Source organism: Burkholderia sp. ABCPW 14 (assembly GCF_001523835.1).
GTDB classification, from domain to species: domain Bacteria; phylum Pseudomonadota; class Gammaproteobacteria; order Burkholderiales; family Burkholderiaceae; genus Burkholderia; species Burkholderia mayonis.
The window spans coordinates 92,777-117,025 of record NZ_LOVS01000098.1 but is presented as its reverse complement, the minus strand read 5'-3'; the positions used below and the strand labels follow the sequence as shown (position 1 = coordinate 117,025).

Below are 24,249 nucleotides of genomic sequence, written 5' to 3'. Positions count from 1 at the left end.
GCGGAGGGGCGTCTTTCGAGTTTCGATTCATGACATCCAAGTACTTGCGTCACGCGCATGCCGCGCGTGCGGACGGCGCGCGCCGTCGCCGTCGCGCGATCAGCCTGACCGTCCCCGCGCTCGCGGCGGGCGCCTTCACCTTCAATCCCGCGCCGGCCTTCGCGCAGACGACCGACGTCGCGCGTCGTCACGACGCCGCCGGCATGACGGCCGATACGGCAACCGGCACGACGGTGGACGCGCCCGTGCTGCCGACGATCGAAATCGTCGCGGCGCCCGAATCGACGCCGCTCGTCGTCGTCACCGATCCGAAAGCGCCGCGCCAGCCGCTGCCCGCGAGCGACGGCGCCGATTACCTGAAGACGATTCCCGGCTTCGCGTCGATCCGCAGCGGCGGCACGAACGGCGACCTGGTGCTGCGCGGGATGTTCGGCTCGCGCCTGAACATCGTCGCGAACGGCATGCCGACGCTCGGCGCGTGCCCCGGCCGGATGGACGCGCCGACGTCGTACATCGCGCCCGAGAGCTACGACAAGGTGACGGTCGTCAAGGGACCGCAGACGGTGCTGTACGGACCGGGTGCGTCGGCGGGCACGGTGCTGTTCGAGCGCGTGACGCCGCGCTTCAAGACGCCGGGCATGCGTTTCGACGGCAGCGTCGTCGGCGGTTCGTTCGGCCGCAACGATCAGAACGTCGACGTGACCGCCGGCACGCCGGACTTCTACGGCCGCGTGACCGCGAACCATGCGCATTCGCAGGATTACGAGGACGGCAACGGCCGCACGGTGCCGTCGAAGTGGGACAAGTGGAATGCGGACGCGGCGCTCGGCTGGACGCCCGACGACAACACGCGGCTCGAGCTGACGGCGGGCACGGGCGACGGCTACGCGCGCTACGCGGGCCGCGGGATGGACGGCGCGCATTTCCGGCGCGAGACGTTCGGCCTGAAGTTCGACAAGAAGCACATCGGCGACGTGCTCGACCGGATCGAGGCACAGGTCTTCTACAACGAAGCCGATCACGTGATGGACAACTACACGCTGCGGATGCCCGATCCGACGAGCAGCATGCCGATGCGGATGGCGTCCGAAGTGCGGCGCCGCACGCTCGGCGCGCGCGTCGCGGCGACGCTGCGCTTCACCGATGCGTTCAAGCTCGTGACGGGCGTCGACGCGCAGTCGAACCGTCTCGATTCGCGCTCGGCGATGGGGATGCAAAACTATGGCGACAAGCCGTGGAATCCGCAGGCGAACATGTGGAACGCGGGCGCGTTCGGCGAGCTGACCTGGTATGCGAGCGACGTGTCGCGCGTGATCGGCGGCGCGCGGATCGATTATGCGGCTGCGCGCGACAAGCGCGCGACGGCGGGCGGCATGATGACGAGCATGCGCAACCCGACCTTCGACGATCTTCGCTCGCGCGTGCTGCCGAGCGGCTTCGTCCGCTACGAGCGCGATCTCGCGTCGCTGCCCGTCACCTGGTATGCGGGCATCGGGCACGCGGAGCGCTTTCCCGATTATTGGGAACTGTTTTCGGCGAAGCGCGGCCCGGCCGGCTCGGTGAACGCGTTCTCGGCGGTCAAGCCGGAGAAGACGACGCAGCTCGACATCGGCGCGCAGTACAAGAGCGACAAGCTCGATGCGTGGATATCCGCCTATGCGGGCTATGTGCAGGACTTCATCCTGTTCGACTACGCGACGGGCCCAATGGGGCAGACGACGCAGGCGACGAACGTCAACGCGCAGATCATGGGCGGCGAACTCGGCACGTCGTGGCGTTCGCTCGCGCCATGGCGCTTCGACGCGTCGCTCGCGTATGCATGGGGACGCAACGTGCAAAGCGGCGCGCCGCTGCCGCAAATGCCGCCGCTCGAAGCGCGCTTCGGCGTCGAATACGCGCGCGGGCCGTGGTCGGCAGGCGGCCTGTGGCGCGTCGTTGCGCCGCAGCATCGCTATGCATTGAACGAGGGCAACGTGGTCGGCAAGGACTTCGGTTCGAGCGCCGGTTTCGGCGTGCTGTCGCTGCATGCGCAGTACAACGTGAGCAAGGCGGTGCAGATCTCGGTCGGCATCGACAACGTGCTCGACAAGGCTTATGCGGAGCACCTGAACCTCGCGGGCAACGCCGGTTTCGGCTACCCGGCGAACATGCCCGTCACGGAGCCCGGCCGCACCGCCTGGATCCGCTTGAGCACCAAACTCTGACCCCCCGCTGATCCCTCCTTTCCGCCTGCATCGCAATGCAGCATTCGCGATGCAGGCGGCGCACCCGCTTATCCGCGTCGTCTTCGTCAATCGATTAGAGAGCCGTGTCTAACCGCCGGCAAATTTTCGTTAGGCATGCTTCACTCCGTTTGCCGATGCAGGGGCTTCGTTTAAATCGTCAAAGATCGTCATCGCACCCTATGCAGCGCCGTTGGGCCATGCAACTGTGTCGGCGTGCAGGCTGCGTATCCGGGCGGCGCGAAACGTAGTCATGCCAACAGAAGCTATACCCCCCATCCGATACGATTCAAACAAAAGGAGACGTACATGGCCAGATCGATGCGATCCAAAGCAATGGCGGCTGCGGTCGCGTTCGCGATGAGCGCGGCGCCCGCCGCGAGCATCGGGACGTTCCTCTCGCTTGCAGGTGCGCAATCCGCCGTCGCGGCGACGACTGCCGTCGACAACTACGCGGCGACCAAGTATCCGATCATCCTCGTGCACGGCCTGACCGGCACCGACAAATACGCGAACGTCCTCGAGTACTGGTACGGCATCACCGAGGATCTGCAGGCGCACGGCGCAACGGTCTACGTCGCGAACCTGTCCGGCTTCCAGAGCGACGACGGGCCGAACGGCCGCGGCGAGCAGCTGCTCGCGTACGTGCAGCAGGTGCTCGCCGCAACGGGTGCGTCGAAGGTGAACCTGATCGGCCACAGCCAGGGCGGGCTCACGTCGCGCTACGTCGCGGCCGTCGCGCCGCAGCTCGTCGCGTCGGTGACGACGATCGGCACGCCGCATCGCGGCTCGGAGTTCGCGGACTTCGTGCAGACCGTGCTGGCGTACGATCCGACCGGCCTGTCGTCGACGGTGATCGCCGCGTTCGTCAATGTGTTCGGCATCCTGACGAGCAGCAACAACAACACGAACCAGGACGCGCTCGCCGCGCTGAAGACGCTCACGACGTCGCAGACCGCGACCTACAACCAGAACTATCCGAGCGCCGGGCTCGGCGCACCGGGCTCGTGCCAGACGGGGGCGCCGACCGAGACGGTCGGCGGCAGCACGCATCTGCTGTATTCGTGGGGCGGCACGGCGATCCAGCCGACGCTGTCGGTTCTCGGCGTGACGGGCGTAACCGATACGAGCACGATCCCGGTCGTCGATCCGGCGAACGCGCTCGATCCGTCGACGCTCGCGTTCGTCGGCACCGGCACGGTGATGATCAACCGCGGCTCCGGCGCGAACGACGGGCTGGTTTCGCGCTGCAGCTCGCTGTACGGCCAGGTGCTCGGCACGAGCTACAAGTGGAATCACCTCGACGAGATCAACCAGTTGCTCGGCGTGCGCGGCGCGTATGCGGAGGACCCGGTCGCCGTGATCCGCACGCATGCGAACCGGCTGAAGACGCAGGGTGTGTGATCGATGACGGGCGAAGGCGGCATCGCGCGACGCGTCGCGCTTTATAGGGTGGCCGGCGTCGTCGCGGCCGGTGCGGTCTGGTATGTCGTCGGCGCGCCGGCGAAGCACGATGCCGGCGCGTCCGGCGTCGCGCCTGTCGTCGCGTCGTCGGCGCCCGCCGTCGCGGCGGCGGGTGCTGATGCCGGTTCCGGCGCGAGCGCGCTGCCTGCGTCGCTCGCGGGCTCGTCGGCGCCGCGCCTGCCGCTCGACGCGCACGGCCACCTCGCGAAGGCGCGCGCGGTGCGTGATTTCTTCGACTATTGCCTGAGCGCGCAGAACGAGCTGAGCGCCGCGGCGCTCGATGCGCTCGTTTCGCGCGAGATCGCCGCGCAGCTCGACGGCACGGTTGCGCAGGGCGAGGCGCTCGATGTCTGGAAACGCTACCGCGCGTATCTCGACCAGTTGGCGAAGCTGCCGGACGGCGGCGCGCCTGGCAACAAGTTCGATATCACGACGTTGCAACTCGCGCTCGATCAGCGCGAGTCGATCGCGAGCCGCACGCTCGGCGATTGGAGCACGCCGTTCTTCGGCGCCGAGCAGCAGCGGCAGCGTTACGATCTCGCGCGGCTCAAGATCATGCGGGATGCTTCGCTGACGGATGCGCAGAAGGCCGCGCGTCTTGCCGCGCTCGAGCAGCAACTGCCGCTCGATCAGCGTGCAGAGCAGGCGCGCGAGAAGCAGCAGAACGATGCGGTCGCGCGGATCGCGCAATTGCAGAAGTCGGGGGCGTCGCCCGACGAGATGCGTGCGCAGCTCGCGCAATCGCTCGGGCCGCAAGCCGCGGATCGCGTCGCGAAGCTGCAGCAGGCGAACGATGCGTGGCGCGCGAAGTACGACGAGTACGCGGCGCAGCGCGCGCAGCTCGATGCGCAGAACCTGTCGCCGCAGGATCGCGACGCGCAGGTCGCGCAACTGCGGCAGCGCTATTTCACGGAGCCGGGCGAGGCGTTGCGCGCGGCGTCGCTCGATCGCGGCGGCGCGGCGATGCAGATGCAGTAGCGCATCGTGCACGAGCGCATGCGGTGCGTGCTCGTGCATGTGCGTGTTCAGATCCACTTCGATCGTTTGCGCGAGCGCGTCGAACGCGGGCGCGATGCGCCCGTTCGGCATGCATAGCCGATCAGCAGCCCCTCGAATGAGGTCTGCGTCGCAGTCCTTCGGCAGTCCGATCACGAGATGCAGCCCCGTTTCGTCACCCATGACGTTGTCACGTTGCCGACCACATGACGAGAAATCGCTAAGGAAGTCGTGGTTCAGCGCTTGTGGACGGAATTTGTGCGATGCCGGTGAAAAGACGCCATGCTGCAAATCGTACGGTGAGCAGCTTGCGATAGAGCGAAGCGCGCGGCAGATGGCGCTTGAGCGCGAAGTGTTGCCGATCGGCCCGAAGCAAGATGGAAATTTCTGGGCGCGTTCGGGGCAACGCAAACCGCGCATCCGCCGCTCACGTTCGCGCGTCGGCTGGTGGCTATTTTGGGCGCGGCTGTTCACGTGGGTGCTGGCGTTGACGAACACGTGCTTCACCTTTGCCAGTTCCGGGATTTCTGCTTTTGCGGCCGGGTAGCTGCGCGACTGGTCGGTGACGATCCTCTTCGGTGCCCCCGGAGCAGCCGGTCAGAACGCGTTTAAAGCAGCGTTTCGCGGCGGCCTTGTCGCGGCGCGTCGGTAACAGAATGTCGAGTTCGATGCCGTGCTCATCGACCGCGTGTCACAACAGCCAAGGTTCGCCGCGCAGCGTCACGAACATCTCGTCAAGGTGCCATGTCGAGCCGGGCTGGCGACAGGCGGCCTTAATCCGATGCGCGAAGCCAGCGCCGCATTTGTCGCACCAGCGGCGAATCGTTTCATGGCCGACAGTCATGCCACGCTCGAACAGCAACTCCTCGATGTCGCGAAGGCTGAGCTGGAAGCGAAAATACCAACGCACCGCGTGGCTGACGATCGACGCCGGAAACCGGTGGCCGTGGTAAAGCGATTTCGACTTTCTCATCATGCCACCTTCGCCGACACCCTTGTCAATGTGACAAAGCCGTGCGGTGAGCTGAAACTTCGGTATGCAGACAAGCGCGGCGCGCCCTCCGGTCGCGGCGTGCTTGTCGTTCGTTGCAGGCCGATTGCGGCCTGGCATCTGCTGCTCACGCCAGCGGCCGCCGGCTTAGTTGAAGCCGCCCGAATGGATAAGCTGGTTCAGGTTCGAGATGTTGATGCTGCCCCAGCCGGTCGGGTAGTCCCAGCCCGTCGACGCGTTGTAGCCGTATCCCTGATAGCCGTTGTTGCCGGACGTGACGTCGTAGCGCACGAGCGACGAATGCGTCGGGATCGAGTGATAGAAGCGCGCGGCCGGGAAGCCGAGGTTCGCACCGTTCGCCGATAGGATCCGTGCCCAGAAGCCGCTGAAGATCGGCGCGGACAGGCTCGTGCCGCCGATCTGCTGCAACTGGCCGTAGTTGTAGATGTACGCGCCCGTGCTTTGCGCAGCGTCGAACGACACGTCCGGCAGCTTGCGGTTGCTGCCCGACTGCCACGACGGATTCGGCAGGATCGTGCTGACGCCGCCGCCCGTCGCCCACAGCTTGCCGTTGCCGTCCAGCCCTTCGTTCCACACGGTCTCGTTCGAGAACGCGCCTGACGACGACGTGTGGAGCGTCGTGCCGCCGATCGCGAGCACGTGCGGCGACGACGCCGGCCACGATACCGAGTAGTTCGAACCGTCCGGATAGCCGCGGTTGTTGCATTCGTAGACGCCTTCGTCGCCCGACGACACGGCGAACGTCTGACCCTGCGCGACCGCTTGCGTGAAGATCTGCTCTTCGGCGGCGAGCGTGCCGTCCGCGTTCGCATCGGTTTCGCACCAGCCGAGCGACACGTTGATCACTTTCGCCGTGTTGTCCGATACGGCTTGGTTGAACGCTTGCGTGAGGCCGGTGTTTCCCGATGCGTTGAGATCGGCCATGTAGAAGATCAGTTGGCCGACCTGACCGCCCGCGGAGCCGACGATCGACTGGCTGTCGAGATCCCATTCGCCCTGGCCTTCCTGATCGTCGCTGTAGTTGCCGCCCGAGCCGTTGGTCTGCACGGTCTGTGTCGACACGCTCGAATACCCGTTCGCGCTCGTGAACTGCTGCAGATCCGACAACGCTTGCGACACGCCGCCGATCGTCATGATGCCGACCGTTGCGTTCGCCGCGGTCGGCACGCCGGTCGCGTTGTAGAGCCCCGGAAATTCCGACGGGTAGTGGCCCGTCGCCGTGCCTGACGCGAGCGCCTGCGGTTTCGCGACGGCGCCGATCTTCGAAAGCGGCCGTGCGCGCGCGACGTTCTGCAGGCCGAGCACGGAGCCGACGACGTCGCCGAGCGCGCTCGGCACCTGCGCGGTGGACGCGTTCGCAAAGCCCGAGCGGCCCGCGTATCCGAAGTGGACGAGCGACGTGTTGAACGCCTGCTTGACCGTGCCTGCGGTGCCGCGCGCGGAAACGAGCATGCGGTTCGGCGCGACGCGGATGTCGACGAAGCCGTTCTTGCGCAGATAGTCGACGACTTGCTTCGCCTGCGCTTCGGTCGGCGCGTAGTTCGACAGGAATTGCGCGCTCGTGATGAATTGCCGGTACTGCGAACTACGCGGATCGTTGACGTTGTGCGCGATGGCTTTCAGCTGTTCGGCATTGCGCAGCTTCAGGCTGACCACGACGTGCGTGGCTTCGCCGGACGCGACCTCGAGCGATGCGGTGTTCGCGCTGCGGGCGAGCGTCTCGATCTGCGCATGATTCAAGAAAGCTTTGGTATGCGTATCGACCCAGTCCGTCGCGCCGTGTGCGACGCCGGCGGCGAGCGCGAACGGCCACACGCAGGCAAGTCGCCTGCACAGCGGGGAGAGGGAGAGTGCAAATTCGTCGGTCTTGTTCATCGAGTGTGTCCTTTTGAGAGAGTGCGACGTTGACAAGCGCTGACCCTTGTGGGGACGAGAGCGCGCTAAGCGTATGCGAGCACTTCTCTTTTCGGTAACTGCCAGTTTGGTTAGCTGTTACTGTTGACAGAGAAAAAGTGACACACCAACCCACTATCTGAGTGGTGAACGATGAATGAAAGGGGAAATGGATTGGGATGAAATTGCTTAGGATGCTGAATGAAAGAATGTGACGCATGCGCGCGACATCTTTCTTTTTTGACGGGTCATTCTAGAGACTGCGTCGAGGTGCGAGGTCGAGACCGGTGAGGCGTCGACGAATGCTGTTTTTGCCGTGAGCCGATGCGATTGGCGGTCGATCAGGCAGCGATTTCGCTCGGTGGCAACCGATGTGGAGGCGGCCGCGAGCCTGCGCGCCACAGCCGATTTACGGACGGAACAGATCGAAACTCGCAAGCGCGACGACGCCGCTCATCGCGATCATCGGCACCGAGTGCCGTCCCAGATAGAGCAGTGCGGCGGCCGACCAGGTTGCGATGAAAAACGCTCCGATTCGCTTCATGATGGATTCGCGGCGACGGCCGCGTCGAAATATGGCGCGGATTCGCCTCCGCGCGTGGCTCCGTATGTGGGCGCGGACGACCGGATGCGACGCGCGCCAAAGAAGTCGACATTATAGGGTTTCCCCTTGGTTCGATGCCTGACGCAATGACGCAGCCGCGAGATTGGATCGCGTGCGTGATGGCGTCGACGCACTGAGCCCGCATTGCTCTGAACGCTCTCGGGGGCTTCTGGATCGATGGCGTGAGCCAGCGGGATGCGCAGGTCACCGTTGGTAGGAGGCGTGATGAACATCATCGCGCATGGTTTCCTCCTCGTCAGATTTCGATCTGTGTCACTGGAATCGCGTGGGAACAATCGACACGCACAATCCGCGCGATGGCGGCGCGCGTAATCGTCTCGACAAAGAACGGTGTTCGATCGGCGGCGCATGCGCGGCAGGCGAAGCGAAAGACAGTGCGGGACAGCACGAACCGACAGCGACAAATCCGTTCATCGCAAGCGCTTTTAACGGAGCACATCGTTACGAAGGCTTTTCGGAGCAGTGCGCGCCCAACAGCATGTCGATGCTTCCGTGCCGTCGGCAAGCGGCTCGTCCGCGTCGCAGAAGGTGATGCGCGACGCGGCCCGGCCGGTCGGCATCGCAAGCCGACCGGGCCTACTACTTCTGGTAGTTGGGGAATCGCTCTGCCGCCGCCTAGATTGATCTGTGATTCGTCGAGTAGTGATGCTTCGGCATTCGAACGATTGATGGAGCGGGCCGTGACGGCCGGCAACGAAGCATCGTCGACGAGAGATCGCTCACGATCTCGTGACATGTCGCGCGGAGGCGCCCGGCATCGTTCGCAGGACGAAACTGCACCGGATACAGAAGGAGAATACGAAAGCCCGGAGCGCCGGCAAAAAGGGGGCTGCGCGCGTTGACGACGTCCGTGCCGAAAAGGGGCGCTCGCCGCAGACGATGTCGCATGCGCACCGCGTTCCACTGCATCGAAGCGGAAGGACATGGCGCGAATGCTTTGCCTTCGGCGATGGTTGTGCGCCGTATCCGTCGTCGACGAGGCGCGATGCCGCTGACCGAAATCGGGCGATCGGAATCGAGACCACGCCGAAGGCGGCCGCGCCACACGAACACAAAGAAATACATGACGGGGACTATCAGATGTTCCGTGCATCCAGCATCGGCTTCGATCGGGCGCGCTCGGCTCGCGTCGTGCTGCACGCATTGGCGGGCTGGGTCGCGTGCGTGCTGCCCATCGCCGCATCGCATGCGCCGACGTTCTGGGCATGGAACGCGCTGCCTGCGCTCGCACTTGCCGTCGTCGGGACGATGCGCGCATGTCGCGACATGCACGCAGGCGTATCGCCGATCGCGGGCGCGGCCGTGTTGAGCGGCGCGCTGCTTGCGGATTTTGCGTCGACTTATCCGGAGGCAGTGCTTGCACTGTGCAGCCGCGCGTCCTTCGTCGACGATTGGATCTTGCACGTTCGCCTGTTTCCGTTCACCGCCGCGGCGATGCTCGGCTTGAGCATCCTGAGCGTGCACGGCGATCGAAAGCGCGGCGTCCGCCCGTTCAGGCGGATCGTCGATGTCGCCGTCGCGCTCGGCACGATGATGTTCGCGATGAACCTGTCGGCCATGCTGCTGACGACGTGGGCGAATCTGGTCGACTGGCCGTGGGGCGCGAATGGACTGGTGTGCTCGATGCTGGTCGGCATGATGCTCCATCACGTCGCAATGCGGGCGATGGACGACGCGATAACGGCGGCGAGGGCGAGCCATGCGATCAACTGACGCTTATCGGATCGGCATCGTCGTGTACGACGGCGTAGATTTGCTCGACGTCGCGGTGCCGCGCGAACTGTTCGACTGGATGGCGCAGGTCGAGCCCGACGTGATCCACGACGCGCCGCATCGCGAAGTGCATCTGATCTCGTTCGACGGTCCTTCCGTCGCGACGCGCGACCACCTGACGCTCGGTGGCGATTTGCCGAGTTTTCGCGATGTCGGGCAAGTGGATCTGCTCTGGGTGCCCGGCGGCGATCCCGCCGCGCTGCAGCGCTTGATGCTCGATTCGGCGCGCATGGAATTTCTGTCGCGGCAGGCGTCGTCTGCCGATTACGCGGCTTCGGTGTGCGAAGGGGCGCTGCTTGCCGCGGCGGCCGGTTATCTGGACGGTTACAAAGCGACGACGCATTGGGCATTTCTCCCCTGTCTCAGGCTGTTTCCACGCATCGACGTGGCGCCGGACTATCCGCGCTTTGTCATCGACGGCACGCGCATCACCGGCGGCGGCATTGCGTCCGGGCTCGACGAGGCGCTGAAGATCGTCGCGCTGCTATCCAACGACGTCGTGGCCGGCAAGGTTCAGCTCACCATCCAGTACAACCCTTCACCCCCATTTACCGATGGCGATCCGTCGGTCGCTCGCCCGCCCGTTCTTGAGCCGGGCGAGGGCAGCACATGCGCGTTTCCCGGCATGGCCGAGACCATCGCGCGCGTGCTTGCAAGACGACGCCGTCATCCGTAAATCCCGAGGCATGCCGAGGGACCGCAACGCTACGCGATAAAAGGAGTGGACATGTCAAACTTGAATAAACCGAGAGTGCGCGAGTCGGTGCACGAGCTTCAGAGGCGCTACGACGACAAAGACAAGAAGCCGCTCGAAGATCTCGTGCGCGCATGGGCCGGCATCAAGGCGTTGCCGCCGTCGGATCCGAAATCGTTCTTCGCGCTCGGCGGCTATCACGGCGAACCGTTCCAGTATCGCAAGCCGGTGGACGCCTTGCCCCCAGACGACATCTATCCGTATTGGGGCGGCTACTGCAATCACGGCAACGTGCTGTTCCCGACCTGGCACCGGATGTATGTCTACAAGCTGGAAGAGGCGCTCCAGAGCATCGTGCCGGGCGTGTCGATGCCGTTCTGGGACGAGACGGACGACTATACGCTGAAGCACGGAATTCCGTCGATTCTGACCCAGGAGACGTTCGTGCTGGACGGCAAGAAAATCGACAATCCGCTGCGCTCGTTCGTGCTGCCCGAAGCGCTGTCCGATCACCTGCCGGGTGACGGCAACATCTACGAGAAACCGAAAGGGTATGTGACGAAGCGTTACCCGTTGTCCGGCCTCGTCGGCACGCCGGAGGCGCTCGAGCAGACGACTATGCACAATGCGAAGTTCCCGAATCCGCAGAAGAATACCGAACTGCTCAACAGCAACGTGATGGCATGGTTGCGCGGCAGTTCGCCGACGCCGGAGGATCCCAATCCGACCAGCAACGGCGTCTATGCGAAATACGTCCGCTGCCTGTCGGCGCCGAACTACACGGTGTTCTCCAATACGACTTCCGCATCGGTATGGAACAGCTCGAACCCGGGCTACGTGACACCCGTCGAATCGCCGCACAACGACATCCATCTGTCCGTCGGCGGTTTCGATCTCGGCAACGGGCCCGGCGACGAAGTCGGACAGATCGCCGGCGCGAACGGCGACATGGGGGAAAACAACACGGCCGGCATGGATCCGATTTTCTTTTTCCATCACTGCAACGTCGATCGCATGTTCTGGATCTGGCAGAAGCAGACGGAGCACACCGACCATCTCGACATCATCCGCGACTATCCGGGCACGAACGCGAGCGATTCGCAAGGGCCGACTCCCGGTTTCGCGCCGGGCGAGGCGCTCAGTCTCAAGACGTCGCTCAATCCGTTCAAGAAGTCCAACGGCGAGCCCTACACGTCCGAGGACTGCATCAACATCGAGCGCCAGCTCGGATTCACGTACGGGCCGGGTTCGCTCGACGACGTCGCTTCCGAACGGAAGGCGTCGTTGCTGGCCGTACCGAGCGGAAACAGCACGAAGAAGCTGACGGTGACGGGCATCGACCGCGCGCAGTTCCAAGGATCCTTCATCATGAAGGCGTACGCGACCGTGACGGACCCGAACGGCAAGACGCGCGAGTACTACCTCGGCCACAAGTCGGTTCTGAGCCGCTGGAACGTCGTGCATTGCGCGAATTGCCTGACGCATCTGGACGTCGTCGCCCATTTCCCGTTGAGCGCGATTCCGGCCGACGACGTGCCGAAAGCGAAATTCCGGGTGGAGTTCATTCACCGCGGGGGCGGCGTGCCGAGCGCGGCGAAGGCGGCTATCGCGACGGTGTCCGGATTGCCGCTGCAGTTCGACGTCGCCGACTGAAGGACGGCGAGGGCGCCGCGTGCGTCCTCGCTGACGGTCCGTTTCTTTTTCCATGTGTGCAGCTCCGGTTCGGCGCTCAGGCCGATCCGGCGCGACAAAGGAGTCCGACATGAGCTACGACCCGGAAATCGGCAGCCTGGCAGGCATCTGGACGTACCGCAGTTTGATCAACGATCCTAACTTGTCGACGGACTTCGACAAGCTGGAGTTCGGCCGCGCCAACATCCAGATCGACAAGGCGCCGATGGGCGTCTTCAAGGGCCGCATCTATGGCGATGGATGGGAACTGACGCTGAGCGGCTACGTCGACTACGGCGCGCCCAATACCGTGAGGTTCCAGGGGCGCGGCAAGGTGAGCGGCGAGGAGTGGATCTACGACTACGTCGGCTATCTGAGTCCGGCCTGGCCGAACGGCATCAAGCAGCGGCCCGCGCTCGCCGGGTCGATCGTGCGCACCGTGCCGCACTCGAACGGAGCGGGCGGCGTCGCGCCCGCAGGCGTCGTGTGCTCGTGGTATGCGGTGCTCGACAAGCCGGCGAGCTGACGGCCGATCCGGCCGCTTCCTGACGATCGAGGCGCCCGGCGTGGCCGGGCCGTTCGCCGGCCGCGCGCACGCGTTGCTGCGTTGCGCGGCCGTCCAGGAAATATCTCTTCCTCGGTAGGCGCTCGATTCGAGTGCGAACGGCGCAATGCCGCCGCGAGTCCGCACCAGTCGTCGGCCAGCGCCTTCGATCGCTATGCCGATGCGCGCCGGCATCGGCGTATGCTCCGTTTTGCGGGACTGCGGCGCTCGTGAGCGCGACGGTCGTCGCACGGTTCGAAGCAGCGCGCTTGCGGTGGAGGATCCGGTTCGTCCCTCGACCGTCGTCTCACGAGCGGTCGATGTAGCTGCGCCTACCCGTGTCCATCCGCGTCCGCCACGCATCGACGTCGACAGCATGGCCACAGCAAGCAGGCACCGCATCGACGCACGGCGGGCGCGTGCGGCAATTCCGCCGCCCGCTCAAAGGACATCATGGTCTGGCTCGCCGATACCGTACTCGTCTTGCATGCGCTGATCGTGCTTTTCATCGTCGGCGGACTCGCCGCGATCTGGACGGGCGCCGCGCTCGGCTGGCGATGGGTGCGCGACCGGACGTTCAGGCTCGTCCATCTGCTCGCGATCGGCATCGTCGCCGCGTTGGCGGCGCTCGGCATCGATTGTCCGCTCACGGTGCTCGAAGACCGTCTGCGCACCGGTTCGCCAAGTGCGCAGGGCTTCGTGCAGCGCTGGGTCGGCAGATTGCTGTACTACGACTTGCCGGCGTGGGTGTTCACGGTCGCGTACGTGCTGTTCACGCTGATCGTGTGGCTGACGTGGCGCCGGATTCCCGCTCGCCGGAACCGATAGTTGCGGAGGCGACAAAATCGACTCGCGTCGTTGCAAGCCCCTTCGTCCGGCGATCGCGGTTCGGATCGTCGACGGGGCCGATGCACTGCTTCGTTGACCGAGCGACGTCGATGCCGAATTTCGGCAAAACGGGCCTGCCAGCTTTCGTGGTTGGGGGGCGATATCCCGCTGTTCATATATTGATATTCGCGGCATGCGGATGCTTAGTCATGCGTAGGACGCGATTCGATCATCGGCACGCATGCTCGCGTTGACTGACTATCCATGACCACCAGGAGGCGCTATGTCACGCGTGACCGATGTGCTCGTCGCAGTCGATACCGAAACCATTTTGCAGAAGTATCCGAACGCCAGCAATCCGAACAATCCGCTGCTCATCGACTGGCACCATATTGACCTGATCACCAATCAGGACAACGTGATTAGTGGTCAGGCCGGCGGCGAGCTGAATCTGAAGGCCGAGGCCGGCGATCTTGTCCGTTGGCGCGAGTCGAGCGTTTCGCTCGGTTTCGAAAAGCAGGTGATTTTCTACAAGTTCATCGCGAACCAGGGCGGCGAGCTGATCACGACGCCGCGCCTGGCGGAGACGTCGCTGCCGGTGCCGAACACGTCAGATCCGGCGAAGCCGAAATGCCAGACGGTGCAGAACTATTTCTGGTCGTCCGAGGTGCTGAAGCGCGGGCGCGTCACTTACCACTTCCAGTTCGTGATCCTCGACCGCCGATGCCAGATCTGCGGCTGCTGCCAGTGGGACCCGTTCATCACGATCGAATACTGATGTCGGCGGATTCTCGTCCGAGAGGGCGGGAATCCGGTCCCGGTCGCCGCCTGGGCTGCGTCGCGCGGCGACGCGGTTTCGCATGCGCGCGAGCAACCATGGTGGTCGCGCAGATTCCGCTATGAGGATGTCATGGCCGAACCCAATCAACCCGCGGACGAGCCGGCGCGATGCTCCGACGTGCTCGTGATCGCCGACGTCGCGACGCTGCTCGACGCGTATCCGGATGCGAGCCTCGATCCCGACGCGCCGACACCCGTCGGCGGAAAATATCTGTACGTGATGTACGGCGGCGTCGAGCAGGCGCTCGGCCGAAACGACAGCCGGATCGTCGCGCCTCTGTCGCCCGGCGACGCGCTTCATCTGCACGAGAGCGCGCTGTCGCTGTACGGAGAGAAGCGGGTGCTGTTCTATCGTATGACGCCCGCGGACATGGGCATCGTCGGCCCGATCGAACTGCACACGCGCGAATCGACGGTGGTCGTGCCGAATCCGGACGATCCGATGCAGCCGCGCGCACAGGATCTGACCGAGCACTTTTGGCGGGTGCCGCTCGCGGCAGTCGGTTCGACCGACTGCGAGGCGGATTTCATGATCGCGGACCGCACATGTGCGCCGCTCGCGTACTTTACGTGGCAGGTTCGGATCGAGGTGCTTGGCGACACGTCGCCGGCGTGATCGGGGCGGACGGGCATCGAACTGTGCAGAGCTTTCGCGATGGGCGCAGGTGACGATGAGCGTGTGCGCCGGCGGCGTAGCCGTGGACGTCCGAGCGGCGAGCGGCGCTGATCGCGCGAAGCAGGCTCCGCGATCGCACGCGAGATTTCCCCAGCCGGATGAACCCAAAAAAAGCCCGGCCAGGCCGGGCTTCAAATCGACCGCGCACGCATCGCTGCGTCGCGCGGTCCCTGCAAAAAAACAGGACGCTTACGCTGCGAGCAGCGAGCGCAGCACGAACGGCAGGATGCCGCCGTGCTTGTAGTAGTCGACTTCGATCGGTGTATCGATGCGCAGCAGCACCGGCACGCGCTTCGTTTCGCCGTTCTTGCGATGGATCACGAGCGCGACGTCCTGTTGCGGCTTGAAGTCGTCGCCGAGACCTTCGATGTCGTACGTCTCGTCGCCCGTGATGCCGAGCGACTGGACGCTGTCCGAGCCCTTGAACTGCAGCGGCAGCACGCCCATGCCGACCAGGTTCGAACGGTGGATCCGCTCGAAGCTGCGTGCGACCACGGCCTTCACGCCGAGCAGTTGCGTGCCCTTGGCCGCCCAGTCGCGCGACGAGCCCGTGCCGTACTCCTCGCCCGCGAACACGACGGTCGGCGTGTCGGCGTCGATGTACTTCATCGCCGCGTCGTAGATCGACAGCTGTTCGCCGCTCGGCTGGTGGATCGTCAGGCCGCCTTCGACGCGCGTGCCGTCGGCCTTCGCGGGGATCATCAGGTTCTTGATCCGGACGTTCGCGAACGTGCCGCGCATCATCACGTCATGGTTGCCGCGACGCGAGCCGTAGCTGTTGAAGTCGGCCTTCTGCACGCCGTTTTCCTTCAGCCACTTGCCGGCCGGCGAGTCTTCCTTGATCGAGCCTGCCGGGCTGATGTGGTCGGTCGTGACCGAGTCGCCGAAGATGCCGAGCGCGCGCGCGCCCTTGACCGTCGCGATCGAATCGGCCGGCTCCATCGAGAATTCGCTGCCGAAGAACGGCGGTTCCGCGATGTACGTCGACTTCGGCCAGTCGTACACCTGGCCGCTTTCGCCTTCGATCTTGCTCCAGAGGTCGCCCTTCTTCGTGAGCTGCGCGTAGTTCTTCTCGAATTTCTCCGGATCGAGCGCGAACTTGAGGAGCGACTGGACTTCTTCGCTCGTCGGCCAGATATCGCCGAGGTAGATGTCCTTGCCGCCCTTGCCCTGGCCGACCGGCTCGGTCATCAGGTCGCGCGTGATGTTGCCGGCGATCGCGTACGCGACGACGAGCGGCGGCGATGCCAGGAAGTTCGCGCGGATGTTCGGGTGGATGCGCGCTTCGAAGTTACGGTTGCCCGACAGCACGGCTGCCGCGACGATGTCGTTCTTCGTGATCGCTTCGTTCAGCTCGGGCGTGAGGTCGCCCGCGTTGCCGATACAGGTCGTGCAGCCGTACGCGGCGACTTCGAAGCCGAGCTTCGCGAGGTAGGGCAACAGGCCCGTCTTCGTCAGGTACTCGGTGACGATCCGCGATCCGGGCGCGAGCGACGTCTTGATGTGCGGCGCGACGGTCAGGCCGGCCTCGACGGCCTTCTTCGCGACGAGGCCGGCGGCCAGCAGCACGCTCGGGTTCGACGTGTTCGTGCACGACGTGATCGCGGCGATCAGCACGTCGCCGTTCTTCACGTCGACGCCGTTGCTCGTCTTGTACTGGGCGTTCAGGTCCTCCGCCTTCTTCGCGAAGCCGTTTTCCGCGACGGGCTTCGAGAACAGATCGCTGAACGTCGACTTGACGTTGCCGATCTCGATGCGGTCCTGCGGGCGCTTCGGGCCTGCCAGCGACGGCGCGACCGTCGACAGATCCAGCGTCAGCGTCTTCGTGTAGTCGATGTCGCCCGCCTTCGGAATGCCGAACAGGTTCTGCGCCTTGAAGTAGTTTTCGAACGCGGCGATTTCCGCCTTCGTGCGGCCCGTGCCCTTGAAGTAGTCGATCGTCTTCTCGTCGACCGGGAAGAAGCCCATCGTCGCGCCGTATTCCGGCGCCATGTTCGCGATCGTCGCGCGGTCCGGCAGCGCGAGCGTTTTCGTGCCAACGCCGAAGAACTCGACGAACTTGCCGACGACCTTCTCCTTGCGCAGCATTTCGGTGATCGTGAGGACCAGGTCGGTCGCCGTCACGCCTTCGCGCAGCTTGCCCTTCAGCTCGACGCCGACGACGTCCGGCGTCAGGAAGTACACCGGCTGGCCGAGCATGCCCGCTTCGGCTTCGATGCCGCCCACGCCCCAGCCGACGACGCCGATGCCATTGATCATCGTCGTGTGGCTGTCGGTGCCGACGAGCGTGTCCGGGTAATAGACGGTGTCGCCGTCGTCCTTCTTCTTGTGGACGCCGCGCGCGAGGTACTCGAGGTTCACCTGGTGGACGATGCCGACGCCCGGCGGCACGACCTTGAACGTGTCGAATGCCTGCATGCCCCACTTCATGAACTGGTAGCGCTCGTTGTTGCGCTGGAATTCCAGCTTCATGTTCAGGTCGAGCGCGTCCTTCTGGCGGAAGTAGTCGATCTGGACCGAGTGGTCGACGACGAGATCCACCGGGACCAGCGGCTCGATCTTCTTCGGATTCTTGCCCGCGCGCTTCGCGACGCCGCGCATCGCGGCGATGTCGGCGAGGAGCGGCACGCCCGTGAAGTCCTGCAGCACGACGCGCGACACGACGAACGGGATTTCATCGACGCGCTTCGCATTCGGCTTCCAGTTGGCCAGTTGCTCGATGTGCTCTTCGGTGATCTTCTTGCCGTCGTAGTTGCGCAGCACGGACTCGAGCACGATCCGGATCGAGACCGGCAGGCGATCGATCTTCGTCTTCAGTTCCTTGCCGAGCTTCGGCAGCGAGTAGAACTTGCCTTTGCCGGAACCGCTGTCGAATTCCTTGAGTGTTTTGTGGAGATTGTGGGCCATGGTGATTTCCTGGGTTTGAGGCTAGGAAAGAAGAAGTCCTGTATCTGACGGCTATATCACATACAGATCGACGTACTCATCGACCGGCATCGCTTCGAGCTTTGCCTGATCCAGCGACACGTCGAGAATCGCTTGTTGCTGCTTCGCCGGGAAACGGCGCGCGAGATTCGTCCTGAACTTGCCGATGAGGAGCGGAATCCCGTCGGCGCGCCGCCGCATATGGCCGATCGGATACTCGACCGCCACCTCGGCGAGCGTCGATCCGTCGTTGAACTCGATCGCGAGCGCATTCGCGATCGAGCGCTTCGCCGGGTCGTGGTAATCCTTCGTGAATTGCGGGTCTTCGACGCACGCGATCTTCGCGCGCAGCGCGTCGATCCGCGGGTCGGCCGCGATCGCGTCCTCGTAGTCGGCGGCCGTCAGGCGGCCGAACAGCAGCGGCACGGCGATCATGTACTGGATGCAGTGATCGCGGTCGGCCGGGTTCGCGAGCGGGCCCTGTTTGTCGATGATGCGGATCGCCGCCGCGTGCGTGCGCACCGAGACGCGGCGGATCTCATCCGCCGTGCGGCCGGCGGCCGCGAGCTGCGCGTGCAGCGTCATCGCGGCCTCGACGGCCGTCTGCGCATGGAATTCGGCTGGATACGCGATCTTGAACAGCACGTTTTCCATCACGTACGTGCCGTACGGGCGCTGGAAGCTGAACGGCTTGCCGCCGAACGACACGTCGTAGAAGCCCCAGGTCTTCGCGCTCAGCGCGGACGGATAGCCCATCTCGCCCGTCTTCGCGATCAGCGCGAGGCGCACGGCGCGCGATGTTGCATCGCCTGCCGCCCACGACTTGCGCGAACCGGTGTTCGGCGCGTGGCGGTAGGTGCGCAGCGCCTGGCCGTCGACGAACGCGAGCGACAGCGCGTTGATCAGCTCGTCGCGCGACAGGCCGAGCAGGCGGCCGACGGCCGCGGTCGACGCGACCTTCACGAGCAGCACGTGATCGAGGCCGACCTGGTTGAACGAATTCTCGAGCGCGAGGCAGCCCTGGATCTCGTGCGCATGGATCATCGCGACGAGCACGTCTTTCATCGCGAGCGGCCGCTTGCCGGCCGCGATCGCGGTGCGCGACAGCCAGTCGGCCGTCGCGAGGATGCCGCCCAGGTTGTCGGACGGATGGCCCCATTCGGCCGCGAGCCAGGTGTCGTTGAAGTCGAGCCAGCGGATCGCCGCGCCGATGTTGAATGCGGCCTGCACCGGATCGAGCTGGAATGCCGTGCCGGGCACCTTTGCGCCGTGCGGCACGATCGTGCCCGGCACGATCGGCCCCAGCAGCTTGGTGCAGGCGGGATACGACAGCGCTTCGAGCCCGCACCCGAGCGTATCGATCAGGCAGTGGCGCGCGGTTTCGAGCGCGAGCGCACTGTCGACGCGATGGTTCAGCACGTAGTCGGCGATATCGACCAGCACTGAATCCGGCGCGGGCCGGACGTTCGGGATTGGGGCGGACATCGAAGCTCCTGTCGGGATCGACCTCAGTTCGCCGGCTTCAGCTCGTTCGACTGGGTCGGCGCGACCGCGTTGCCGGCCGCCATTTCAGGCGTCTGGCACTCGTCGGCGAGGCGGCTGTCGTCCTTGTCGCTGAAGAGCATGGCCTTCGTCGGGATCACGACGAGCTTCATGCCGCTTGCCGGGTCGTAGAACACGTCCGCGCCCGTCGTCGTCTGCTGACGGGGCAGCTTGTAGTTCTTGTTGGCCCAGTGGACCGTGACGATCTGGTCGCGCTTCATGTCGCCCGCGAGGTCGTACGACAGGCCGTCCTTACAGGACCACTTGACCGCGCCTTCCGGCACCGGATCGGTTTTCGCGGCCGCGCGCGCCTGCGCCTTCTTGCTGCGCGGGATCAGGTGACGCTTCGGCGCGGGGCGCTTCGGCGTGGCTTTCTTCGCGGTGGTGGACGAAGCCTGGGCGAACGCGCTCGGCGCCGCGGCCAGCATCGTGGCGGACAGCGCGCCGATGATGGTGGCGATCAGCAGTTTCTTCATGGAGTCAGAACCTTACATTTAATCGGTTAACAAGGGCGGACGCACAGCTCGTCCACCGGGTTGAACTGCACGCGCCCCGGAAGCGCGCAGCGGCCGCTATTTTCACCTATTTGGCCCGTCGAATTCAGTTTTTGCGCCCTCGTGTACCGTTCATGCTTCGCGTCTCTCCGCTGCCCGTTCGTCCGCGCCTCGAAAGAGCGGCGCCGATTCCGCCGGCAGCGGCTGGCCGGTCGCCCGCGCGCGGCGCAGCACCGACCAGTAGTAGCGGTAGCTCGCCCGGTCGTGCAGCGCGTCGTCGTGGCGCGTCGGGCCCCAGTCGGCCGCCTGCGCGGCAAGCAGGATCTCGGTCGCGCGCGCGATTTCGCCCGCGCGCGGCGCGAACGCCGCGACGATTTCGCGGATCTGCGCCGGATGGATGCTCCACATCCGCGTGTAGCCGAATTCCTCGCGGGCGCGGCGCGCGTCGTCGGCGACGACGCGCATGTCGCGCACCTCGGTCGTCACGTTGTGCGATGGGGTCTTGCCATGCGCATGGCACGCGGCGGCGATCTCGAGCTTCGCGCGGCGCACGAGCGGGTGGTCGAACTGGCCGGGCGCGCGCATCGCGCCGTCCGGAATCGCGCCGTGATGCGCGGACACGAAGTCCATCAGGCCGAAGCTCAGCGTCGCGACGGTCGGCAGCGCGGCGATTTGCGCAGCGTCGGCGAGCGCGCCGTGCGTCTCGATCAGCACGTCGACGGGGATCGGCTGCGCGATGCCGAACTCGCGGCGGGATGCCTCGATGAACGCGCACATCTCGGCCGCGTCGGCCGCGCCGCCGACCTTCGGCAGCGCCAGATAGGCGGGCGGGCGCGCCGCGCGCAGGACGATGCGGACGTCGTCGCGCCAGTGAGGGTGGGAAATGTCGTGGATCCGGGCGCCGACGCGCCCAAAGCGGTTCGCGTCGCCGCCGACGAGCGCCGCGACGAGCGCCGCGTGCTCGGCCTCGCGGCCGACGGCGGCGCCGTCCTCGCAGTCGAGCGTGATGTCGAAGACGGGACCGAGTTCGGCCTGCAGCGCGAGCGACTTCAGCATCAGCTTCTCGCTGCCCGCGTAATGATCGCAGCACGGCGGGATCGCGGGCGGCGCAACGCCTTCGTACAGCACTTCTGCGGGTGTGAGCGCGGACATCTGTTCTTCTGCGTCAGGTCAGGATCTGGGCCAACGTGGAACATCGGATTCGTGCGAGCTCTGGGGCGGCGCCGATGCGTGGCGCCGGGCGCAAAGCCCGTGCGAATCGGATTGCCGGCGGGGCCGGGCGCCGTGCCCGGCCCCGCCGGCCGCCCGGTTCGCCGCAGCGCGGCGGACCGGGCGAAGGGCATTACTTCAGCAGGTGGGCGACGCCGTCGCGCTCTTCGAGCAGCTCGGCCAGCGTGCCGTCCATCTTTTCGCGCGAGAACGCGTCGATTTCGAGACCTTCGACGCGCTTGTATTCGCCGTTTTCGCAGATCACCGGCACGCCGTAGATAATGTCTTCGGGGATGCCGTACGAGCCGTCCGACGGGATGCCCATCGTGACCCACTTACCGTTCGTGCCGAGCACCCAGTCGCGGACGTGGTCGATCGCCGCGTTCGCCGCCGACGCCGCCGACGACAGGCCGCGTGCTTCGATGATCGCCGCACCGCGCTTGCCGACGGTCGGGATGAACGTGTCGCGGTTCCAGACGTCGTCGTTGATCAGCTTCAGCAGCGATTCGCCTTCGGCAGTCGCGAAGCGGAAGTCGGGGTACATCGTCGGCGAGTGGTTGCCCCACACGGCGAACTTCTCGATCGACGCGACCGGCTTGCCCGATTTGGCCGCGAGTTGCGACAGCGCGCGGTTGTGGTCGAGGCGCAGCATCGCCGTGAAGTTCTTCTTCGGCAGATCCGGCGCGGACTTCATCGCGATGTACGCGTTCGTGTTGGCCGGGTTGCCGACGACCAGCACCTTCACGTCGCGGCTCGCGACTTCGTTCAGCGCGGCGCCCTGAACCGTGAAGATTTCCGCGTTGGCCGACAGCAGATCCTTGCGCTCCATGCCCTTCGAGCGCGGGCGGGCGCCGACCAGCAGCGCGACGTCGGCATCCTTGAACGCGACCTTCGGGTCGTCGGCGATCACGACGCCTGCGAGCAGCGGGAACGCGCAGTCGTCCAGTTCCATCACGACGCCTTTGACGGCGGCTTGTGCTTGCGGGAGGTCGAGCAGTTGCAGGATGACCGGCTGGTCCTTGCCGAGCAGGTCGCCGTTCGCGATGCGGAACAGCAGCGAGTAAGCGATTTGACCTGCGGCGCCGGTGACGGCAACGCGCTTTGCGGGCTTAGCCATTGAGAAATCTCCAGGACATTGAGCGTGGGACGCTAGGGAAAACGCCATTTTATGCGCGTTACACGAAGCGTTGCTTTAAAGCAGGGCGGAGGACTCGCGGCGCATGCGCGGCGACGCCTGAAGATAGGCTAGGCACGTAGCCCGGGACGCGCGCTGCAACCCCGCGAACCCTTGCTCGCCCCGGAGTTTAGGAGCCGGGGCGGGTAAAGTCAAACAGTATCTTATGTCTTATATAAGACAGATGTTTTCGAGGGAAAAATCTGGACGGAAAAGCGGGGTTTATGTTGAAATGCGCGCCATGACTTCCAATCAGGCGAGCGCATCCAATCCGAACGGCGCAGCCGGCTCCACGCAGCCCGGCGGCGAGGCCGCGGCCGCGCCTTCGCCTTCGCCGACTTTCAGCCCGCTTTACCAGCAGATCAAGGCGCTGATCACGCAGAGTCTCGAGGCGGGCGACTGGAAGCCGGGCGAGATCATCCCGAGCGAAGTGGAGCTCGCCGGCCGATACAAGGTGAGCCAAGGCACGGTGCGCAAGGCGATCGACGAGCTTGCGGCCGACAACCTGCTCGTGCGCCGCCAGGGCAAGGGCACGTTCGTCGCGACCCACAGCGAGGAGCGCGCGCAATTCCGTTTCCTGCGGCTCCTCGCCGACGACGGCGTCGAGCATCCGCACGTGAGCCGCCTGCTCGAGTGCCGGCGGATGCGCGCGCCCGCCGAGATCGCGCGCCAGCTCGATCTGAAGCCCGCCGATCCCGTCGTCCAGGTGCGGCGCCTGCTCGAGTTCGACAGCGCCGTCACGGTGCTCGACGAGATCTGGCTGCCGGGCGCGATGTTCCGCGGGCTCACGTTCGAGCGCCTGAGCGATTACAAGGGGCCGCTGTACGCGATGTTCGAGAGCGAGTTCGGCACGCGGATGATCCGCGCGAGCGAGAAGATTCGCGCGATCGCGGCCGAGCCTTCCGTCGCGGACCTGCTCGGCGTGCCGTCGGGCTTTCCGCTGCTATCGGTCGAGCGCGTGTCGTACACGTATGGCGATCGTCCCGTCGAAGTGCGGCGCGGATGGTATGTCACAACCGGGTACTACTATCAGAACGATTTGAACTGAATTTCCGATTCAAGGTAAGGCGCAGCCTGAATCAAGGTAAGGCGAAACGACAGGTAATTGCGCGCCCCACGCGCATAGCACGTTTCGCGCCGCGTTTATTCCGTGGAATGCAACGCTCCAGAGCAGAGCTTTCGCTGCAGCGCGAAATAAAAAGGCGCTAAAATCACGGATTAGTGTGACAACATAGTAGGGGTCTAGCATGACTGAAACAGTAAGAAAACCGAGGCCGGAGTACCGGAACATCGGGTTCGGCGACATCACGCTCAAATACCGTATGCCGCTCGCGGCTCGGGTTTCGATTCTGCACCGGGTGAGCGGTGCGCTGCTGTTCCTGTTCCTTCCTTTCCTGCTATACCTCTTCGACCAGAGCCTGACGTCCGAACTCAGCTTCGAAGTCTTCAAGGCATTCCTCTCCAACATCGTCGTCAAGCTGATCGTCCTCGCGCTGTCGTGGGCGTTCCTGTTCCACTTCTGCGCCGGGGTCCGCCATCTGATGATGGACATGAATCACGATGCGGTGTCGAAGGAACGCGGCCAGAAGACGTCGGTCGTCGTGTTCGTCGTGTCGACCGTCCTCACGATCGCCGTCGCGCTCAAACTGTTCGGAGCATTCTAAGAA

At 64.9% G+C, this 24,249-nt stretch carries 19 protein-coding genes and 1 pseudogene; 12 read left to right on the top strand and 8 right to left on the bottom strand.

Annotated features, from left to right (window positions below; translation table 11 throughout):
• Nucleotides 1-29 precede the first annotated feature (29 nt).
• The 3 genes from WS62_RS14905 to WS62_RS14895 all read left to right on the top strand — a co-directional run bounded on the left by WS62_RS14905 (nucleotide 30) and on the right by WS62_RS14895 (nucleotide 4,664).
• The gene (locus WS62_RS14905) at nucleotides 30-2,204 is read left to right on the top strand and encodes a TonB-dependent copper receptor (RefSeq protein ID WP_066571928.1); all 2,175 of its coding nucleotides are present in this window, start codon (nucleotides 30-32) and stop codon (nucleotides 2,202-2,204) included.
• Between the two features lie 327 nt (nucleotides 2,205-2,531).
• A complete protein-coding gene (locus WS62_RS14900) occupies nucleotides 2,532-3,626 on the top strand; it encodes an esterase/lipase family protein (protein WP_066571925.1) in 1,095 nt (364 codons plus the stop codon).
• 3 nt (nucleotides 3,627-3,629) lie between these two features.
• Nucleotides 3,630-4,664: a lipase secretion chaperone gene (locus WS62_RS14895; protein ID WP_066571923.1), complete on the top strand. Its 1,035-nt coding sequence runs from the start codon at nucleotides 3,630-3,632 to the stop codon at nucleotides 4,662-4,664.
• Between the two features lie 238 nt (nucleotides 4,665-4,902).
• Here WS62_RS14895 and WS62_RS36445 read toward each other — a convergent pair.
• From WS62_RS36445 to WS62_RS38640, 3 genes and pseudogenes are all read right to left on the bottom strand, one after another.
• Nucleotides 4,903-5,655 (bottom strand): annotated as a pseudogene (locus WS62_RS36445) (IS6 family transposase).
• A 165-nt stretch (nucleotides 5,656-5,820) separates the two neighbouring features.
• Nucleotides 5,821-7,569 (bottom strand): S53 family peptidase, encoded by a 1,749-nt coding sequence (locus WS62_RS14885; protein WP_066571922.1) that lies wholly within the window; start codon nucleotides 7,567-7,569, stop codon nucleotides 5,821-5,823.
• A 427-nt stretch (nucleotides 7,570-7,996) separates the two neighbouring features.
• Nucleotides 7,997-8,131: a hypothetical protein gene (locus tag WS62_RS38640; RefSeq protein ID WP_082716366.1), complete on the bottom strand. Its 135-nt coding sequence runs from the start codon at nucleotides 8,129-8,131 to the stop codon at nucleotides 7,997-7,999.
• Nucleotides 8,132-9,292: 1,161 nt separating this feature from the next.
• On the opposite strand from WS62_RS38640, the gene WS62_RS14880 reads away from it, so the two are divergent.
• From WS62_RS14880 to WS62_RS14850, 7 genes are all read left to right on the top strand, one after another.
• A complete protein-coding gene (locus tag WS62_RS14880) occupies nucleotides 9,293-9,925 on the top strand; it encodes a hypothetical protein (RefSeq protein ID WP_066571921.1) in 633 nt (210 codons plus the stop codon).
• Nucleotides 9,912-10,661, top strand: a complete 750-nt coding sequence (locus tag WS62_RS14875; protein ID WP_066571918.1) for a DJ-1/PfpI family protein — start codon at nucleotides 9,912-9,914, stop codon at nucleotides 10,659-10,661. The genes WS62_RS14880 and WS62_RS14875 overlap by 14 nt, the downstream gene beginning before the upstream one ends.
• A gap of 51 nt (nucleotides 10,662-10,712) precedes the next feature.
• Nucleotides 10,713-12,332, top strand: a complete 1,620-nt coding sequence (locus WS62_RS14870) for a tyrosinase family protein (RefSeq protein WP_066571915.1) — start codon at nucleotides 10,713-10,715, stop codon at nucleotides 12,330-12,332.
• Nucleotides 12,333-12,441: 109 nt separating this feature from the next.
• The gene (locus tag WS62_RS14865; RefSeq protein WP_066571913.1) at nucleotides 12,442-12,876 is read left to right on the top strand and encodes a hypothetical protein; all 435 of its coding nucleotides are present in this window, start codon (nucleotides 12,442-12,444) and stop codon (nucleotides 12,874-12,876) included.
• A 471-nt stretch (nucleotides 12,877-13,347) separates the two neighbouring features.
• Nucleotides 13,348-13,722: a DUF2784 domain-containing protein gene (locus tag WS62_RS14860; protein WP_066571911.1), complete on the top strand. Its 375-nt coding sequence runs from the start codon at nucleotides 13,348-13,350 to the stop codon at nucleotides 13,720-13,722.
• Between the two features lie 283 nt (nucleotides 13,723-14,005).
• The gene (locus WS62_RS14855; protein WP_066571909.1) at nucleotides 14,006-14,500 is read left to right on the top strand and encodes an inclusion body family protein; all 495 of its coding nucleotides are present in this window, start codon (nucleotides 14,006-14,008) and stop codon (nucleotides 14,498-14,500) included.
• 132 nt (nucleotides 14,501-14,632) lie between these two features.
• Nucleotides 14,633-15,178, top strand: coding sequence for an AidA/PixA family protein (locus tag WS62_RS14850; protein WP_066571908.1), 546 nt, complete (start codon nucleotides 14,633-14,635; stop codon nucleotides 15,176-15,178).
• Between the two features lie 249 nt (nucleotides 15,179-15,427).
• Here the strand turns inward: WS62_RS14850 and acnA are convergent, their stop codons facing one another.
• From acnA to WS62_RS14825, 5 genes are all read right to left on the bottom strand, one after another.
• Nucleotides 15,428-18,145 carry an aconitate hydratase AcnA gene (gene acnA / locus WS62_RS14845; RefSeq protein WP_066571905.1) on the bottom strand — a complete coding sequence of 906 codons (2,718 nt, stop codon included), beginning with the start codon at nucleotides 18,143-18,145 and terminating at the stop codon, nucleotides 15,428-15,430.
• Between the two features lie 51 nt (nucleotides 18,146-18,196).
• Complete coding sequence (locus tag WS62_RS14840) at nucleotides 18,197-19,648, bottom strand: bifunctional 2-methylcitrate dehydratase/aconitate hydratase (protein WP_066571903.1); 1,452 nt, start codon at nucleotides 19,646-19,648, stop codon at nucleotides 18,197-18,199.
• 23 nt (nucleotides 19,649-19,671) lie between these two features.
• Complete coding sequence (locus WS62_RS14835) at nucleotides 19,672-20,181, bottom strand: hypothetical protein (RefSeq protein ID WP_066571900.1); 510 nt, start codon at nucleotides 20,179-20,181, stop codon at nucleotides 19,672-19,674.
• A gap of 150 nt (nucleotides 20,182-20,331) precedes the next feature.
• A complete protein-coding gene (locus tag WS62_RS14830) occupies nucleotides 20,332-21,351 on the bottom strand; it encodes an HpcH/HpaI aldolase/citrate lyase family protein (RefSeq protein WP_066571895.1) in 1,020 nt (339 codons plus the stop codon).
• 190 nt (nucleotides 21,352-21,541) lie between these two features.
• Nucleotides 21,542-22,525 (bottom strand): malate dehydrogenase, encoded by a 984-nt coding sequence (locus tag WS62_RS14825; protein ID WP_066571894.1) that lies wholly within the window; start codon nucleotides 22,523-22,525, stop codon nucleotides 21,542-21,544.
• 298 nt (nucleotides 22,526-22,823) lie between these two features.
• Between WS62_RS14825 and WS62_RS14820 the strand changes: the two genes are divergently transcribed.
• Complete coding sequence (locus WS62_RS14820; protein ID WP_082720976.1) at nucleotides 22,824-23,630, top strand: GntR family transcriptional regulator; 807 nt, start codon at nucleotides 22,824-22,826, stop codon at nucleotides 23,628-23,630.
• A gap of 199 nt (nucleotides 23,631-23,829) precedes the next feature.
• Complete coding sequence (gene sdhC, locus WS62_RS14815; RefSeq protein WP_066492180.1) at nucleotides 23,830-24,246, top strand: succinate dehydrogenase, cytochrome b556 subunit; 417 nt, start codon at nucleotides 23,830-23,832, stop codon at nucleotides 24,244-24,246.
• Nucleotides 24,247-24,249: the final 3 nt, after the last annotated feature.